Origin of the sequence: Vibrio sp. 03-59-1, from assembly GCF_013114135.1 — a bacterium.
GTDB classification, from domain to species: Bacteria; Pseudomonadota; Gammaproteobacteria; order Enterobacterales; family Vibrionaceae; genus Vibrio; species Vibrio cortegadensis.
Genome location: NZ_VTYA01000007.1, coordinates 25,908 through 43,748, shown reverse-complemented (window position 1 = coordinate 43,748; position 17,841 = coordinate 25,908). Strand labels below are relative to the sequence as shown.

Here is a 17,841-nt window from a genome sequence, read left to right as displayed (position 1 = left end):
CATGGCTAATATCGTCTTTGTCGATAACTTCGACTCCTTTACTTATAACCTAGTTGATCAATTCCGCTCACTAGGTCATCAAGTGACTATTTATCGAAACAACATTGCCGCTACGGTGATAGCAGAAGCCGTTAATCAACTCGATAACCCACTGGTTTTATTGTCACCGGGCCCTGGCGCACCATCAGAAGCGGGTTGTATGCCTGAACTGATCACAGCACTAAAAGGCAAAGTACCGATGATTGGTATCTGCCTTGGACACCAAGCCATTGTTGAAGCTTATGGCGGCACAGTTGCGGGCGCAGGTGAAATCATTCATGGTAAGGTTTCGATGATGGAACACAGCAATCACTCGACCTATCAAGGTTTACCCTCTCCACTTGCGATTGCGCGTTATCACTCACTCGTGGCAACTCATGTGCCACCAACATTAACCATTACCGCCGAAGTGGATGGTTTAGTAATGTCAGTAGTTCATGAACAAGACAAAATTTGCGGCTTTCAGTTTCACCCAGAATCAATTATGACGACTTACGGAGCAACACTGCTTTCCAACGCAATTGAATGGGCTTTAGACGAAACACACGCCTAAACGGATTTAGAGGAAAAAATTATGGAATCAACAATGGAAAGCATCATCAACAAATTGTACGACCAACAATCTTTGACTCAGCAAGAGAGTCACCAGCTTTTTGATGTCATTATTCAAGGTGAATTAGATCCGATTTTGATGGCGGCAGCTCTTACGGCTCTAAAAATAAAAGGCGAGACACCAGATGAAATCGCAGGTGCCGCAAAAGCGCTACTTGCCAATGCGAGCCCTTTCCCTCGCCCTGATTATGACTTCGCCGACATCGTTGGCACAGGTGGCGACGGTTCAAACACCATTAATATTTCAACCACTGCTGCGTTTGTTGCGGCGGCATGTGGCGTAAAAATCGCAAAACATGGCAACCGTGGCGTATCAAGTAAATCTGGATCATCGGATCTACTTGACTCATTTGGTATCAACCTTGCGATGAGCGCAGAAAACACTCGTAAAGCCGTCGATGATCTTGGTGTCGCTTTCTTGTTCGCACCGCAATACCACGGTGGCATCCGTCACGCGATGCCTGTTCGTCAAACCATGAAAACGCGCACTCTCTTTAATATTTTAGGGCCATTGATCAACCCTGCTCGTCCTAACATCGAGTTAATGGGCGTCTATGATGCGTCACTGGTTCGTCCTATCGCGGAAACCATGTTACAAATGGGAATGAAACGAGCGGCAGTAGTACATGGTAGTGGCCTAGATGAAGTCGCGATTCATGGCGAAACCTTAGTAGCTGAAATCAAAGATGGAAAAATCACAGAGTACACACTTCAGCCCGAAGATTTTGGATTAGAAACTTACCCGCTTGACGCCATTAAAGGTGGAGAGCCAGAAGAGAATCGCGCAATCATTACCGACATGCTGACAGGCAAAGGAACCGATGCTCAATTAGGTGCCGTTGCTGCCAATGTCGCTTTATTACTGCGCCTATTTGGACGAGAAGATCTCAAAGCAAATACCCAACATGCGATTGAGGTAATGAATTCAGGCAAAGCCTTTGAGCTAGTACAACAACTCGCGCAACGAGGATAAATAGATGACATCGAGATCAGAAGCCAAAGCAGAACAACTTTCAGAGCACATCTCTATTGAAAATACCGAGATGGCTGAAGTGCTGGTAAAAATTGTCAACGACAAACACAAATGGATTGAGGCGAGAAAACAGTCTCAACCTCTAGAAAGCTTTAAAGCATCGTTGGTTCCATCCGACCGAGATTTCTACGCGGCGCTCTCTGGTGATAAAGCGGCCTTTATACTGGAATGTAAAAAAGCATCGCCTTCTAAAGGGTTAATTCGCGATAACTTTGACCTTGATTACATTGCCTCGGTTTATAACAACCACGCCAGTGCAATATCAATTTTGACCGATGAGAAATACTTCCAGGGTAATTTCGATTTTTTACCCCAAGTTCGTAATCAGGTCACACAGCCGATTTTGTGTAAAGACTTCATGGTGGATATCTACCAAGTCTATCTAGCTCGCCATTATAGTGCCGATGCCATTTTACTGATGCTGTCCGTACTTAATGATCAGCAATACCGTGAACTTGCAGAAGTGGCTCATTCACTAGGGCTAGGCATTTTAACAGAAGTCAGCAATGAAGAAGAACTTGAACGCGCAGTGGCACTGAAAGCGAAAGTGATTGGAATTAATAACCGTAACTTACGCGACCTATCAACAGACTTGAATCGCACCAAAGAGTTAGCGCCATTACTTCCTAAAGGCACCACCATCATTTCGGAATCGGGTATTTATACCCACCAGCAAGTTCGAGAACTCTCCGAGTTTGCGTCTGGCTTCCTTATCGGCAGCTCTATTATGGCTGAAGATGACATTGAATTAGCCGTCAGAAGTGTCACTCTAGGCGAAAATAAAGTGTGTGGATTAACTCATCCCGACGACGCAGCCAAAGCTTATCAAGCAGGTTCCGTCTTTGGTGGTCTTATTTTTGTCGAAACATCCAAACGCTTTGTGAATCCGGAATCAGCCCGAATCGTAATGAGCGGTGCACCACTTAAATATGTGGGTGTTTTCCAAAACCAATCTATTGAGCAAGTCTCATCTTATGCCACTGAGCTTGGGTTAAGCGCGGTGCAACTGCATGGTGAGGAAGATCAACACTATGTCGACGCATTGAAAGCCTTACTACCGTCCTCAACTGAGATTTGGAAAGCCTATGGCGTTGCTGAAACGATGCCTAGCTTACTCGCCTCTCACATTGACCGTCATTTATTGGATGCCAAAGTCGGCAATCAATCTGGTGGAACAGGAGTGAGTTTCGATTGGGAACTCATCAATGACACAAACAACATTATGTTGGCGGGCGGATTATCGCCACAAAACGCAAGACAAGCAGCAGCATTGGGCTGTTTAGGTTTGGATTTCAACTCTGGCGTAGAATCACAGCCGGGAACAAAAGACAGTCAAAAACTACAACATGCGTTTGCTGAAGTTCGAGCGTATTAACCACAGCTGAATCCGTAGCAATACTGAGCAGTAAAACGAGTGCTAAAGAACGAATAAATAGCAAATCAACCAAATTAAATGCTGATGTATTAACAATACCAACCGATATGTCAGCAACAAAAAGATAAAAAAGGGATGTAATCATGGCGAAACTTGATGCTTATTTTGGCGAATACGGTGGACAATACGTACCACAAATCTTAGTACCTGCACTGGACCAACTGGAGCAAGCTTTTATTGATGCTCAAAAAGATCCTGAATTTCAATCTGAATTCATGACGCTATTGCAAGAGTATGCAGGTCGCCCAACCGCACTCACCCTAACTCGTAATTTGACTAAGGGCACAAAAACAAAACTTTATCTAAAACGTGAAGATTTGCTTCATGGTGGCGCTCATAAAACCAACCAAGTATTAGGCCAAGCGTTACTTGCGAAACGTATGGGTAAAAAAGAGATCATTGCAGAGACTGGTGCTGGTCAGCACGGTGTTGCCACTGCTCTAGCGTGTGCGCTGCTTGATCTAAAATGTCGAGTTTACATGGGTGCAAAAGATGTGGAACGTCAGAGTCCTAACGTGTTCCGTATGAAATTAATGGGAGCGGAAGTCATTCCTGTTCATTCAGGCTCTGCAACCTTAAAAGACGCGTGTAACGAAGCACTGCGTGATTGGTCTGCAAGCTATGAAGAGGCTCACTACTTATTAGGTACAGCTGCGGGCCCTCACCCTTTCCCAACCATTGTACGTGAATTCCAACACATGATTGGCGAAGAGACGAAGAACCAAATCCTAGCTCGCGAAGGTCGTCTGCCTGATGCGGTTATTGCTTGTGTCGGTGGCGGTTCTAACGCTATTGGCATGTTTGCGGATTTCATTGAAGAAGAAAATGTACGCTTAATTGGGGTTGAACCCGCAGGTAAAGGTATCGATACCGACCAACATGGCGCGCCTCTAAAACACGGTAAAACAGGTATTTTCTTCGGTATGAAATCGCCTTTGATGCAAGATCCTAACGGTCAAGTAGAAGAGTCATACTCAGTATCTGCCGGGCTTGATTTTCCATCTGTTGGCCCACAGCACGCCTACTTAAACTCGATTGGTCGAGCGCAGTATGAATCCATTACCGATGATGAAGCACTAGAGACGTTTCAGCTATTAGCTCGTAAAGAGGGAATTATTCCAGCACTAGAATCAGCACATGCTTTGGCTTACGCAATCAAGATGGCTCAAGACGAACCAGAAAAAGAGCAATTGCTTGTCGTCAACCTTTCAGGACGTGGAGATAAAGACATTTTCACTGTACATGACATTCTTGAACAACAAGCTGCAAATAAAGCAGACAACAAAGAAGGAGCGCTATAATGGATCGCTATCAAACACTATTTCAGCGCTTAGCTGGCAAACAACAAGGCGCTTTTGTTCCTTTCGTCACTATTGGCGATCCAAGCCCAGAGCTCTCTTTGCAGATCATGCAAACACTGGTTGAATCGGGTGCAGATGCGCTGGAGCTTGGCATTCCATTCTCAGATCCTCTTGCAGACGGGCCAACCATTCAAGGGGCGAACATCCGAGCTTTAGAGTCAAAAACCACTCCAAGTATCTGTTTTGACCTGATCGCAAAAATCAGATCTCAACATCCAGATCTTCCAATCGGCTTATTGATGTACGCTAACCTTGTATTTGCGGGTGGAATCGAGAATTTCTATCAACGATGCGCTGAGGCGGGAGTTGATTCTGTATTAATCGCAGATGTTCCTACCAATGAGAGTGCCGAGTTCGTCGCCGCTGCTGAAAAACATGGTGTGCATCCGATTTTTATCGCCCCACCGACAGCAAGTAATGAAACTCTGAAATCGGTATCTGACCTTGGGGGTGGCTACACTTACCTACTTTCACGTTCAGGGGTAACAGGAGCAGAAACCAAAGCGAATATGCCTGTTACGGCTTTATTAGAGCGCCTCAATACATTTGACGCACCACCAGCCCTACTTGGCTTTGGTATATCGCAGCCTGAACAGGTTCAAGAGGCCATTCAAGCTGGAGCAGCAGGCGCAATCTCTGGGTCAGCTGTCGTTAAAATTATTGAGAGTCACCTTGAACAGCCAGAGAAGATGCTTAGCCAGCTTTCGAGCTTTGTCTCCTCAATGAAAGCGGCAACTCAAAGATAAACAGTAGGTGAAATAATGATCTGAACTCTGGATCTGACTTACACACGACTTGAACAAAAAGAGTACGATTTTGTGCTCTTTTTTTGCTCTCCTCGCCCATAACACAATAACAATCACCGACTCAAAAAATAACATTCAACACAAAATGTTGTTAAATTTAAGATCTAAAAATCAACTCCCATCACCCCCTCACAAGTGTTAACAATCCACTTGTTTTCATAATTCACAATTCATATAGCTAGCATTCACTTTATAAATAAAACACATAAACAATGTGGCACAAACCTCAGCAATCGGTTGCCAGCGTGTGCAATTTAACCCAACGGTACATAAAACAGCACTTTGAGACCATGCGCAATTGTTCTCTCATTGCTAAATATGAAAATTAAGTGTAAAACTACTGCGAGATATTAGTCCACATCTATGCCGTACAGTAGAGACTAATACTGGGAAATTACAATTAAATAGCACAGAGGTTATGGAAGTGTTAAAACAAAACAATTTATTAAGCAACATCGGTGTCCAAGTTGTCATCGCTATGATCATTGGTACTGCCGTTGGTGCCATGATGGGTGAAAGCGCGACAATCTTTGCTCCACTAGGCGCAATCTTTATTAATTTAATCAAAATGCTGGTTATACCTTTAGTCGCAGTTGCACTTATTTCTGGTGCTGCTGGTCTAGGTAATAGCTCTTCTGCTGGTAAAGTTGGTGTGACTACTCTTGGTTACTTCGCTTTGACATCAGCTCTTGCGGTGACACTTGCTCTAATTATGGGTGAGGTTTTCGAACCAGGACGTGGTATCGACGTATCTGGCGTCGAAGGCATGTTCTCTGCTGAATACGCTTCTAAAGGTGAACTACCTACTTTTTGGGCTACCATCACTGGTATGATCCCAACCAACGTTTTCCAATCACTGAACGAAGCTAACATTCTTCAAATTCTTGTTTTCTGCCTATTTTTTGGTATCGCTATCTCGAAACAAGCAAAAGAGAAACGTGAGCCAATTATCAATGGCGTGAACGCAATCGTTGATGCAATGGTATGGATGATCAACAAAGTGATGATCATCGCTCCACTGGGTGTGTTTGGTCTTATGGCTGAAGCTGTCGGCACATTTGGTTTCGGCGCACTGATGGTCGTATTCAAACTGTTCGTCGTTTATGTTGCTGCTATCTTAATCTTTGGTTTTGTTGCTTACCCGCTAATGATCCAAATATTCACTAAGACGTCTGCTAAGAAATTCTTAACCGCAATGAAGAAACCTCAAGCCGTTGCTCTGTCAACTGCATCTTCAATGGCGACACTTCCAGTAACAATGGAAACCTGCGAAAAAGAGCTAGGCGTGCGTAACTCAACAGCATCTTTTGTTCTTCCTCTTGGTGCCACCATTAATATGTCGGGCAACGCAATCTACTACGGCCTTGTTGCGATTTTCTTTGCACAGCTATTCAACATCGACCTTTCGATGGGCGCATACATCGCAATCATCATCACTTCAACACTGGGTGCTGTTGGTCAAGCGGGCGTTCCTGGACCTTCGTTCCTAGTTGTAGCTGTACTACTTGCTGCTGGCATCCCAATCGAAGGTCTACCGCTATTGTTCGCTCTTGACCGTATTTTCGATATGATCCGTACTGCACTAAACATCACGGGCGATGCTGCTTGTGCTGTTATCGTTGATTCATTAATTGAAGATGACGTTGTGAAAGCAGAACTAGAGAAACAACAAGCTTAAACCTAAGCTCAAAAGCTTAATTGTCATAGAAAGCTGCTCTATTTTGAGCAGCTTTTTTTATTCGCAATTAACCGAAAATAATGTCACGAATTAAAACACTCCCACTCTAATTGTCCCCTTTTATCCGACCGAAACAGGCTAACTAATTAAAAACATTCAAACTATGAAAGTTTTTTCCTTGGTAACAGGTCTTAAACAGAGATAACATTACAAAATCATTAACTTGCCATACAATAAATCACAACAATACTTAAACGCACTGTTGCCGTTTAACCAAAATGGATTTTTGACATTATGAAACGATTTTTTTTGCTCCTTTGTACATCCCTACTCTCTCTGTCGTCCCATGCCGCATCATGGCAAGAAATTGAAGCAAAAGCGGAAGGCCAAGTGGTCTATTTTCATGCTTGGGGTGGAAGCCAAGAAATCAACCAGTATTTACGTTGGGCTGGACAAGAGCTAAACAGTCGCTATGGCATCACTTTTAAACATGTGAAAGTGGCAGACATATCAGAAACGACGGCTCGTTTATTAGCTGAAAAAACAGCCGGAAAGAGTGATGGCGGCAGTGTCGACATGGTATGGATCAACGGCGAAAACTTTAAGTCGATGAAAAACAGCAATCTACTCTTTGGTCCTTTCGTTGACACTTTACCGAGTTGGGAATATGTAAACCAAGATTTCCCTGTTGATTTTGACTTTTCTGAACCAACCGATGGACTAGAAGCGCCGTGGGGAATCGGTCAACTGGTATTTATTCACGACCAAGCGACATTGAATAATCCTCCTTCTTCTTTTAGTGAATTACTCAGCTACAGCAAAGCCTTTCCTAACCGAATCGCCTACCCAAAACCACCTGAGTTTCATGGGACAAGCTTTCTGAAAGCGCTGCTTATTGAACTGACTCGTAACGATGCGACACTTCAAAAACCGGTTAATGACGCCGACTTCTCGCTTGTTACCGCTTCGCTATGGAAATACCTAGACGAATTACACAAAACCGCTTGGCGTCAAGGTAAGCAGTTTCCTGCTGGATCATCAGAAATGCTTCAACTACTTGATGATGATCAGATCGATCTCGCGATCACGTTTAATCCAAATGGTGTTTTCTCTGCTCAAGCGAGTGGCAAATTAGCAGAGACAACTCAAGCATACGCTTTTGAGACAGGCGCACTGAGCAATATTCACTTTTTGGCTATTCCATGGAATGCCTCAGCAAAAGAAGGGGCTCAAGTTGCTATTAACTTCCTTTTAAGCCCAGAAGCACAATCACGCAAAGGCGACCTGAATATTTGGGGCGATCCATCTATCCTACAGTCGCAATATTTAACAGGCAGTGCGAAAAATACCAAACTATTCAAATCAGTTGCTGAGCCGCATCCAAGTTGGCAAGTTGCACTGGAAAAAGAGTGGCTTAAACGCTACGGAAAATAAAATAGGTCATCACTATCATCTTAATTAAAACGATTAACGCACCACTAAAAATTCAGTTAGGCCCTCAATGTTAAGGGGGCTTTACCTACTGATTATGACGGTATGCATTGTGCCTATCGCGCCAGGTATTGTCGGGGTTATTTTATCGTCACTTGGCTATATTCCTGCGATAGGTCTAAGCCAAGTTTCGCTTAACGGCTATCTAGCGGTTTTTCAATGGAGTGGCAGCGCGCAATCTTTAGGTTTGACCGTTTTCAGCACTCTTACGAGCAGTCTTCTCACTTGCTTGATCACTTTCGCCATTCTACAAAATAGCTGGCAAAGTACTGTCTGGAAAAAGATAGAGAACCTCCTGTCGCCACTACTGGCAATGCCACATGTTGCGTTTGCCATCGGTTTTGCTTTCCTGTTCTCACCTACGGGAATGCTTGCTCGCTTGATTGAGCCTTTAGCTCAGTGGCTACCTTTCATCAGTGACCCTTCTTCTCAGAGTTGGCTCATTAAAAACGCTTACGCTCTGGGACTAACCTTAGTTCTGGTCATCAAAGAGGTTCCTTTTCTGTTGCTTATGAGCATTCCCATCATTCAGCAACTTCATATCGACCAAACACACAAAGTGGCCAGTAGTTTAGGTTACACACCAGCCCAGATGTGGTGGAAGTGTGTATTACCACAATGGCTCACCAAAATTCGCTTCCCGATGATGGCGATTATTGCTTACAGTGCGTCCGTCGTTGATGTGGGTTTGATTGTGGGCCCAACCAACCCGCCAACATTTGCGGTATTAGTGTGGCAGTGGTTTAGTGATCCAGACTTAAGTTTGCTACCCAGAGCGGGGGCAGGGGCAATGTTGCTATTCGCACTTACACTAGTGCTGATTGGGTTTGCTCGATTAGTCGAGCATCTCGTGACCAGTTACAGCAGACATTGGCAAGTATCAGGCCGTTCTGGCGTAAGCTTTCCGGGCCTTAGCCTATTCATAGGTTTAGCTAGCATCAGTATCATGACGCTTCCTCTCATGCTGCTATGGAGTTTTGCTCAACGCTGGCGATTCCCTGACCTATTCCCAACGCAACTAAGCACTCGATTTTGGATGACTGAGTGGCAAAACGTGGTGCCTACCATCGTTGATAGCACTCTCATTGCCATACTCGCCGCAACCATCGCCCTATTTTTCGCCATTATTTGTCATGAATACCGAGAAAAAAATCGCTGGCATGTGCCGGGCATTGTGATTGCTATCCCTATGCTGGTGCCTCAACTATCCATTTTATTCGGCATTCAGATCACCACACTCTATTTTTCTGGCGATGCCTATTTCTTCTGGGTGACATGGTCACATATCTTCTTTGCGTTTCCTTTCGTTTTTTTAGCACTAGACGGCCCATGGCGCAGTTACGATCCGCGTATCTCACAAGCGGCTCTAAGTTTAGGAAAAACGCCACTGCATGTGTGGCTAAAAATCAAAGCGCCTATTCTTTTTCCTGCCATCATGTTTGCTTGGGCAGTCGGCATGAGTGTCAGCCTAGCGCAATATTTACCTACTCTCATGCTGGGAGCAGGCAGAATTTCAACCTTAACAACGGAAGCGGTTGCCTTAGCTAGCGGCTATGATCGACGTGTCACTGCTATTTATGCCATGTGGCAAGCTCTTCTGCCGTTTATTTTCTTCTCTTTTGCGGTGCTTGTGAGTCGCCTTCATCTCGCAAAAACTCGTTCTCACCATCAGCAACCTCAAATTGTTCGGAAGCCATTAAAACATGACTCTATGCATAAAAAACCTCGCCATATCTAAACATAAAGGCGATCTGCTATTTCCTGTCATCTCGACCCAAGTTAAAGCTGGAGAAGTATTAACCTTGATGGGCCCAAGTGGTTGTGGGAAATCAACGTTATTAAGCGCTATTGCAGGTCATCTATCTCCCGATTTCACGGCACAAGGAACGATAGCGCTTTGTGGTAACACTATTGGCGATCTACCACCACACAAGCGCCAAGTGGGGATTCTATTTCAAGAAGACCTCCTTTTCCCGCACCTTATCATTTGGGAAAATCTTGCGTTTGCACTGCCAAATAGAATCAAAGGAAACGAGCGTAAAGATGCTGCCATGGCGGCTTTAGACAAAGTGGGTCTATTAGAACTTGCCCATGCACTCCCCGACCAAATTTCTGGTGGGCAGCGAGCAAGGGTCAGTTTAGTACGCATGTTATTGGCTCAACCCAAACTGGCATTATTAGATGAACCATTCAGTAAATTAGATAAAGAGCTAAGAGTTCAGTTTCGTGATTGGGTATTTACGCAGCTTAAACACGCCAATATACCAACAATAATGGTGACGCATGACAGTGACGATGTACCACCAAATAGCCAGTGCTTAACGTGGCCATGGGGAGATAGTCATGCTTGATCGCTTTAGTATCCAAATCATTCGCCAACCCCTCACCTTCGCGGCTAAGTACGCGAATACCGCAGGGCTTACCGCCAATCAAATCACGGTTGCGGGCTTCGCTTTCGGTTGTTTAGCCTTTCCTGCTCTACTTTTTCAGCAGTATCAGTGGGCCTTGTTGTTCATTGTTATCAATCGAATATTCGATGGTTTAGACGGGGCTCTTGCGAGAATTCAAGGGATCACAGACTCTGGTGGCTTCTTAGATATCAGTTTAGATTTTTTATTTTATTCGCTTGTTCCGTTCGGCTTTGTACTGGCAAACCCCGATCAAAACGCTATTGCTGGCGCTCTGCTTATCTTTTCGTTCATTGGCACCGGCAGTAGTTTTCTCGCTTTTGCTGTTATGGCAGGAAAGAGAAACATTAATAATCCGGTCTATAGTAATAAGTCCCTCTATTACATGAGCGGATTAACTGAAGGAACAGAAACTATTGGCTGTTTTGTGTTGTTCTGTTTATTTCCTTCTCAATTTGCAAATATCGCTTATGTGTTTTCAGCGCTTTGCTGGATCACAACCTTCACCCGAATTTGGTCTGGATTTCATACCATTAAAGCAGATGAAAAACAGACGTCTTAGACAATGAGAGGAACAGTAAATGGTGAGGGATACCAAATATTCAAATTGATTTTCAAATTGAATATTTTTGGCATAAAAGCGATAAAATAGCGTTAAAACTTTGGCATTTGTTTTGCTAGTTATTCTTCATACACAGTAGTGACCAGTATCGAAATTGCTGACAAACTACTCAGACATGGAGTACAAGTTATGACTGTTCAAAGACACACATACTACGGGCTCATCCATCACGGAATCAAAGCCCTGCTACTAGACAGAATTGGTCACTTTACTGAAAGTGAATACCATCAATACTTAGACTTAATGACAGGAAAATCTTCATGCTTTGCGATGAGTTGTGAAGAGCTTCACTCGACTGTTGAGAACTTACGAAGCGAAGGTTACTTGGAAGATATAAAAGGGTTAATCCCACAATTCCAATCTACAAGTATGATGAAATAACGATCTTTGCTTATTTTTTGTATCCAATTGTCACTATCTGTTTTGCATTGGGGCACTTTTCGTTAGACTGTGCCCAATTACTTAAATAGGATATATCTTGCAACATGAAGCAAATAATTGATTTTATTCCACTAATAATATTTTTCGCCCTTTACAAGATGTATGACATCTATACCGCAACTGGCGCATTAATTGTGGCATCAGCAATTCAGATTGCTATTACTTACTTCATCTACAAAAAAGTTGAAAAGATGCAAGTCATCACCTTTTTAATGGTGGCCATATTTGGTGGCATGACGATCTTCCTGCATGATGAAAACTTCATCAAGTGGAAAGTGACGATTGTTTACACTCTTTTTGCGCTTGGGCTTTTGATCAGCCATATGATAGGCAAATCGGCAATCAAAGGGATGCTAGGCAAAGAGATTACGCTTCCTGATTCAGTCTGGAACAAAATTAACTGGGCATGGGTTGTTTTCTTTAGCTTCTGTGCAGCATTGAACGTTTATGTTGCATTTAGCTTACCACTCGATGTATGGGTCAATTTCAAAGTATTCGGCCTACTTGCTGCAACCTTCGCGTTTACCTTATTAACTGGTGTTTATATCTATAAGCATCTGCCAAAAGATCAACAGCTACCGGAAGACCAGGCATCTAATGATAAAAATGATGGTTAAGCTTTATCATTAGATGATCAATAGATTATTTTTGATATAATCCCGCCATTAAATTTTCAGCGACCGTATTGGTCGCTGATTCGTTTGTCGTTTCGGAACCCTCTAAACATGACTCAAGAAATCAACTCGCCAAAAGGCCAACTTCTTCTTCGTACACTTGCTATGCCTGCAGACACTAATGCTAACGGTGATATTTTCGGTGGCTGGATCATGTCACAGCTCGATCTCGCAGGTGCTATTCTGGCAAAAGAAATTTCTTGCGGCCGTGTTGTTACCGTATCAGTTTCAAGTATCACTTTTAAACAGCCAGTGAGCGTTGGTGATGTGGTGTGTTGTTACGGTGAATGTACTCGAATTGGCCGCACTTCTATGTCTGTCAATCTTGAAGTTTGGATTAAACCTGTGAAGATTGATGGCATCGGGGATCGATACCAAGTCTGTGAAGCGACATTTAATTATGTTGCAATCGACAGTGAAGGCCGCCCTCGCCCAGTAAATCAAGGATAGATTCACAAAATAGCGCTCAATTCGAGGTTAAAGGTGTGAACTTCCAGTACATTGAACGGACTAACTTAGCTGTATAAGCATTTATAGAAGTCAGACATAAAGTAAGGATATTGAATATGTGGTATGTCATCTTTTCACAAGACGTAGAAAACTCTTTAGAAAAACGTATGAGCGTGCGCGCGCAGCATTTAGAACGCTTACAGCTACTGCAAGATGAAGGCCGCCTACTGACTGCGGGTCCTATGCCAGCCATCGATTCAGATAATCCGGGTGAAGCGGGTTTTACTGGATCTACTGTTATCGCACAATTCAACTCCCTTGCCGAAGCTCAGACATGGGCTGATGCCGATCCTTACATCGGTGCTGGTGTGTATGAAAATGTTATTGTGAAACCATTCAAAAAAGTGTTTTAGATGACCACAATTCGTATAGCCATTGCTCTCATGAGTTCTTTACTTGTTTTATCAGGTTGCGCATCAACCGAGGAGCAGGAAAAGCAACGAATGATAGAGCTTACCGCTCAAAGCCGAGCCAGTGTTCTTTCTGCTGGTTTACCGATTGAGCAAGGCCCGCTTTCAATCATGCGAGCGTCGGCTAAAAATGGTGTGGTTGAATTAATGATGCTCTATAACACCGACGCGAAAGGTGCGAAACCAATCGACAGCGTCATAAAAAGTAGCATGGATTATTACTGCAATAATGTTGAAGTGCTTCAAAACCTAGAGATAGGTGTGAGTTACCGAATTATGCTGAGAAACTCTCGCGGTCAGTTGATGGTCGATGAGCTTATCTCTCAGCAGCGCTGTGAAAGTTTATAGAACCTATTTCGCGTAGGCTGTTTGATGCAATGAAACGAAAAGGTTGATACCGGTTCTCTATTTAAATAGCGAATGTGTATCAACCTTTTTTATTTTAGGTCATTCCATTTTTGTATCAAATTAAGTAATCGCGCTAAGCATTCACACTAACGAATTAACGAACAAACAGAATTACCACCGCCCCTTTGACTAAACCCAGAACCTTTTAAGCCAGTTCTACGCGCAATTTCTTCGCCGCTGACACAAGGTTCGCGAGAGCTGCTTCTGTCTCTTTCCAATTACGGGTTTTTAGACCACAGTCAGGGTTTGCCCATAAGCGTTCTGCTGGGATTTTATCCGCCGCTTTACGAAGCAGATCTTCAATCCACTCTTGCGTTGGAATGTTTGGCGAATGAATGTCATAGACGCCAGGGCCAATTTCATTCGGATAGTTAAATTCCTCAAACGCTTTGAGCAACTCCATATTCGATCGTGATGTTTCAATGGTGATCACATCGGCATCTAAATCGGCCACTGACTGAATGATCTCATTAAATTCGCTGTAACACATATGAGTATGTATTTGTGTTTCTGGTTTTGCACTTGCCGCCGAAATCTTAAACGCATCCACAGCCCACTCAAGGTATTCTGCGTGATCACTCTTTTTCAACGGCAAGCCTTCACGGATTGCAGGTTCGTCAATTTGAATAATGTTAATACCTGCATCTTGAAGATCTGAAACCTCATCACGAAGCGCAAATGCCAATTGTTGGGCAATCTCTTTTCGGCTAATATCTTCACGAGGGAAAGTCCAACACAAAATCGTCACAGGGCCGGTTAGCATTCCTTTCATCTGTTTTGATGTTAAGGATTGCGCATAGGTAGACCACTCGACAGTCATTGGTTTTTCTCGTTCGATGTCTGCTACGACAATCGCCGGTTTAACGCAACGTGAACCATAACTTTGCACCCAGCCAAACTGAGTCGTTTGAAAGCCTTCAAGGTTCTCAGCAAAGTACTCAACCATATCGTTACGTTCCGCTTCACCATGAACAAGAACATCCAGATCCAAAGCTTCTTGGCGCTTAACCGCATCAGCAATATGACCTTTTAGCGCACTGTTGTACTCCGCTTCTGTCAATTTCCCTGTGCGATACGCATTGCGCTGAATTCGAATTTCCCCGGTTTGAGGAAATGACCCTATGGTTGTGGTCGGCAATAATGGAAGGCCAAGAACCTCTGCTTGATGCGCTGCACGTTCAGGGTATGCTGCGCTTCGTTCAGCCAAAGTCTTAGTAATTGAATTCAACCGAGCTTGCACCTTGGGTTTATTGACATGCACATCAGTACGACGAGCAACAATAGGTTGACTGTAAGTTTCACAAGCTAGAATTGCGTTTTGGTCGCCATCAAGCGCCGCCCCTAACAGGCTCACTTCGGTCACTTTTTGCTTCGCAAATGCAAACCAACTCTTCACTTCATCTGACAGTTTCTGTTCTAGCTCAAGATCTACCGGGCTATGAAGTAATGAACAAGAACTCGCAACCCACAACTTATCACCCAGCTTATCTTTCACTGGCTGTAGACGAGCTAATTCAGCACCTAAATCTGCTCGCCACACATTCCGCCCATTAATCACACCCGCAGAAAGTACCCACTCTTGCGGTAATTTTTCAACCACATAATCAAGTTGCTCTGGTGCGGCAGACAAATCAATATGCAGACCATTGACAGGCAGTTCAACGATTTTATCGAGGGTATCTGACACCGAATCAAAGTAGGTAGTTAAGAGTAGTTTCACATCACTTTGTAGGACTTGATAAGCAAGTTTGAATGAGTTCAGCCACTCTTTTTCTAGCTCTAGTGACAAAATTGGCTCATCAATTTGTATCCACTCCACCCCTAGTTTTGCGAGTTTTGCTAAAATAGTTTGATAAGCCGTAAGCAATCTCGGCAATAAGGTAAGTCGATCAAATCCCTCTTCAACCTCTTTACCAAGATACAAATAAGTCAGCGGACCTAACAGCACTGGCTTCACTTTGTGGCCAGCATTAATGGCTTGGCTTACCTCTTCAAATAACTGGGGCCAACTCACTTCAAAGGTGTCATCTTTACTGAATTCTGGCACGATATAGTGGTAATTAGTATTAAACCACTTTGTCATATCAGATGCTGCATTGCCTTCACCAGAATGATTGGAGCAACCACACTCAACTTGAGACTGACCACGACCAACGCGGAAAAGAGTATCCAGATCTGGAAATGCCTTTTCGCCCTCTTCTCCACCAGCATGTCGTTTTGGCGCATGACCAAGCAGTAATGTGGTTGTGAGAACGTGATCGTACCATGCAAAATCACCCGCGGTGGCAAAAGAGAGTTTTGCCTCAGCCTGAGTATTCCAGTTACGAAGCCTAAGTTCGCTTCCTAGTTCTTTCAAACCGTTTTGATCAATTTCGCCACGCCAATATTTTTCTAAAGCAAACTTCAGTTCTCGCTTCTCGCCAATACGTGGGTAGCCAAGAATGTGAGTGGTTGTTTTATTTTCTACTGCTTCAAATCTAGCCATCTTAATATTCCTTATTATTCGCTTAAATAGGTCATTTCGCTCAGTTCACTTGACTACCCTAACGCATTCAAGATGTCTGGATGGCTAAACTATCGCGTCAAACGACTCATTGAACAACCTCCAAATATTCATTTTGTTTATGAATTAAATTCATGTTTCTCAGCTCCCCATTAAATTTAATTAATCCATTTAGCCATCTAGATGTTTACAACTCACAAAAAGAGTCGTAGTTTAAGTCTTATAAACAGCGAGAAAGAACTCTGATGTAAGTAATTCAATCACGTAAAAGTATTGATAACGTTCAGAAAGCTTAAGGAATATGAGGGACACTCATGATAGAGCTAAAACATTTACGGACATTAGTAACGCTAAGGGATACGGGCTCGTTAACGGCAACCGCGACGTCATTGCATCTGACACAGTCTGCGCTGTCTCATCAACTCAAAGATTTGGAAGCGAGGCTTGGTGGACAGCTTTTTTTACGTAAGACTCGTCCGGTAAAATTCACGTCTGAAGGTGATATTTTGCTTAAACTGGCTGACGACATAATGCCTAGGATGGCAAAAGCAGAAAATGAGCTAGCAAGCTTAAAAGAAGATGTAAATGGTAGATTGCATATGGCGATTGAGTGTCACTCTTGCTTTCAATGGTTGATGCCAGCACTTAAGGAGTATCAGGTTACGTGGCCAAGTGTCACGTTAGACTTCTCTTCTGGCTTTGGTTTTGAACCTTTACCAGCACTGCTCGCGGGAGAGCTTGATTTGGTGATCACATCAGATATTCAACCACGATCTGAAGTGCACTATGAGCCACTATTTGATTTCGAAATGCGTTTGATTACTTCTACCCACTCCCCGCTCGCCCATAAAGAGATCATCGAGCCCAAAGATCTCATCAACGAAACGATGCTATCTTATCCCGTTCAAAAACAGCGCTTAGATGTCGTTAAACATTTTCTGAGCCCCGCAGGCGTTGAACCCGCAAAATGGAAGCAAGCAGATAATACGTTGATGCTAGTACAGATGGTATCTGCTGGGCTTGGCGTCGCAGCATTACCCAACTGGGCTATCAGTGAATTTTCTCGACAAGGTTTAATTACCAGCAAACCTTTAGGGGAAGGGTTATGGAGACGTTTATTCGCGGCAACAAGAAATGCAGAAAAAGATAAACATTACCTTCAAGCTTTTTTTAATACCGCTCGCCAGCAATGCAAAAGCCATCTTGATGGGATCAAGATGGCATAACACAAACCTAGTCAATAACAAGGCTACCTACATAACGTTTGCCATTAGAAAGTTTGCTAATAGAACGTTTACAAATAGATAGCTTGCCAATAAATAGTCTGCCAATAGAGAAAGGACTCTATCGGTATCACTGGCTTCAATTTGAAAAGCAAGCACTTTGAAAGCAAGCAGTTAATGAAGCGAA

At 43.6% G+C, this 17,841-nt stretch carries 17 protein-coding genes; 16 read left to right on the top strand and 1 reads right to left on the bottom strand.

What is annotated here, in order from left to right:
* Position 1 precedes the first annotated feature (1 nt).
* The 15 genes from F0249_RS08730 (at position 2) to gspS2 (ending at position 13,868) form a co-directional block, all read left to right on the top strand.
* Positions 2 to 592: an aminodeoxychorismate/anthranilate synthase component II gene (locus tag F0249_RS08730; RefSeq protein ID WP_113797381.1), complete on the top strand. Its 591-nt coding sequence runs from the start codon at positions 2 to 4 to the stop codon at positions 590 to 592.
* A gap of 21 nt (positions 593 to 613) precedes the next feature.
* Positions 614 to 1,624, top strand: coding sequence for an anthranilate phosphoribosyltransferase (gene trpD, locus F0249_RS08725; RefSeq protein WP_171756425.1), 1,011 nt, complete (start codon positions 614 to 616; stop codon positions 1,622 to 1,624).
* A gap of 4 nt (positions 1,625 to 1,628) precedes the next feature.
* Positions 1,629 to 3,059, top strand: a complete 1,431-nt coding sequence (gene trpCF, locus F0249_RS08720; protein WP_171756424.1) for a bifunctional indole-3-glycerol-phosphate synthase TrpC/phosphoribosylanthranilate isomerase TrpF — start codon at positions 1,629 to 1,631, stop codon at positions 3,057 to 3,059.
* A gap of 143 nt (positions 3,060 to 3,202) precedes the next feature.
* A complete protein-coding gene (gene trpB / locus F0249_RS08715) occupies positions 3,203 to 4,420 on the top strand; it encodes a tryptophan synthase subunit beta (RefSeq protein WP_017052010.1) in 1,218 nt (405 codons plus the stop codon).
* On the top strand, positions 4,420 to 5,226 hold the full coding sequence (gene trpA, locus F0249_RS08710; protein ID WP_171756423.1) for a tryptophan synthase subunit alpha: 807 nt from the start codon (positions 4,420 to 4,422) through the stop codon (positions 5,224 to 5,226). The genes trpB and trpA overlap by 1 nt, the downstream gene beginning before the upstream one ends.
* Before the next feature lie 478 nt (positions 5,227 to 5,704).
* Positions 5,705 to 6,964 carry a dicarboxylate/amino acid:cation symporter gene (locus F0249_RS08705; protein ID WP_113797387.1) on the top strand — a complete coding sequence of 420 codons (1,260 nt, stop codon included), beginning with the start codon at positions 5,705 to 5,707 and terminating at the stop codon, positions 6,962 to 6,964.
* 294 nt (positions 6,965 to 7,258) lie between these two features.
* Positions 7,259 to 8,398, top strand: a complete 1,140-nt coding sequence (locus tag F0249_RS08700) for an ABC transporter substrate-binding protein (protein ID WP_171756422.1) — start codon at positions 7,259 to 7,261, stop codon at positions 8,396 to 8,398.
* A 67-nt stretch (positions 8,399 to 8,465) separates the two neighbouring features.
* Positions 8,466 to 10,193 carry an ABC transporter permease gene (locus F0249_RS08695; RefSeq protein WP_171756421.1) on the top strand — a complete coding sequence of 576 codons (1,728 nt, stop codon included), beginning with the start codon at positions 8,466 to 8,468 and terminating at the stop codon, positions 10,191 to 10,193.
* A complete protein-coding gene (locus F0249_RS08690) occupies positions 10,159 to 10,806 on the top strand; it encodes an ATP-binding cassette domain-containing protein (protein WP_171756420.1) in 648 nt (215 codons plus the stop codon). Before F0249_RS08695 ends, F0249_RS08690 begins: the two co-directional genes overlap by 35 nt.
* Entirely contained in the window at positions 10,799 to 11,425 is a 627-nt protein-coding gene (locus F0249_RS08685; RefSeq protein ID WP_136993773.1) for a CDP-alcohol phosphatidyltransferase family protein, read from the top strand. The genes F0249_RS08690 and F0249_RS08685 overlap by 8 nt, the downstream gene beginning before the upstream one ends.
* 189 nt (positions 11,426 to 11,614) lie before the next feature.
* The gene (locus tag F0249_RS08680; protein WP_017052003.1) at positions 11,615 to 11,866 is read left to right on the top strand and encodes a hypothetical protein; all 252 of its coding nucleotides are present in this window, start codon (positions 11,615 to 11,617) and stop codon (positions 11,864 to 11,866) included.
* A 104-nt stretch (positions 11,867 to 11,970) separates the two neighbouring features.
* Positions 11,971 to 12,543 carry a septation protein A gene (locus F0249_RS08675; RefSeq protein ID WP_017052002.1) on the top strand — a complete coding sequence of 191 codons (573 nt, stop codon included), beginning with the start codon at positions 11,971 to 11,973 and terminating at the stop codon, positions 12,541 to 12,543.
* Positions 12,544 to 12,651: 108 nt separating this feature from the next.
* Positions 12,652 to 13,050 (top strand): acyl-CoA thioester hydrolase YciA, encoded by a 399-nt coding sequence (gene yciA / locus F0249_RS08670; protein ID WP_017052001.1) that lies wholly within the window; start codon positions 12,652 to 12,654, stop codon positions 13,048 to 13,050.
* A 116-nt stretch (positions 13,051 to 13,166) separates the two neighbouring features.
* Positions 13,167 to 13,463 (top strand): YciI family protein, encoded by a 297-nt coding sequence (locus F0249_RS08665; RefSeq protein WP_017052000.1) that lies wholly within the window; start codon positions 13,167 to 13,169, stop codon positions 13,461 to 13,463.
* Complete coding sequence (gene gspS2, locus F0249_RS08660) at positions 13,464 to 13,868, top strand: GspS/AspS pilotin family protein (RefSeq protein WP_113797391.1); 405 nt, start codon at positions 13,464 to 13,466, stop codon at positions 13,866 to 13,868.
* Positions 13,869 to 14,073: 205 nt separating this feature from the next.
* Here the strand turns inward: gspS2 and metE are convergent, their stop codons facing one another.
* Positions 14,074 to 16,413: a 5-methyltetrahydropteroyltriglutamate--homocysteine S-methyltransferase gene (gene metE, locus F0249_RS08655; RefSeq protein WP_171756419.1), complete on the bottom strand. Its 2,340-nt coding sequence runs from the start codon at positions 16,411 to 16,413 to the stop codon at positions 14,074 to 14,076.
* Between the two features lie 332 nt (positions 16,414 to 16,745).
* Between metE and F0249_RS08650 the strand changes: the two genes are divergently transcribed.
* On the top strand, positions 16,746 to 17,657 hold the full coding sequence (locus F0249_RS08650) for a LysR substrate-binding domain-containing protein (protein WP_017051997.1): 912 nt from the start codon (positions 16,746 to 16,748) through the stop codon (positions 17,655 to 17,657).
* Positions 17,658 to 17,841 lie beyond the last annotated feature (184 nt).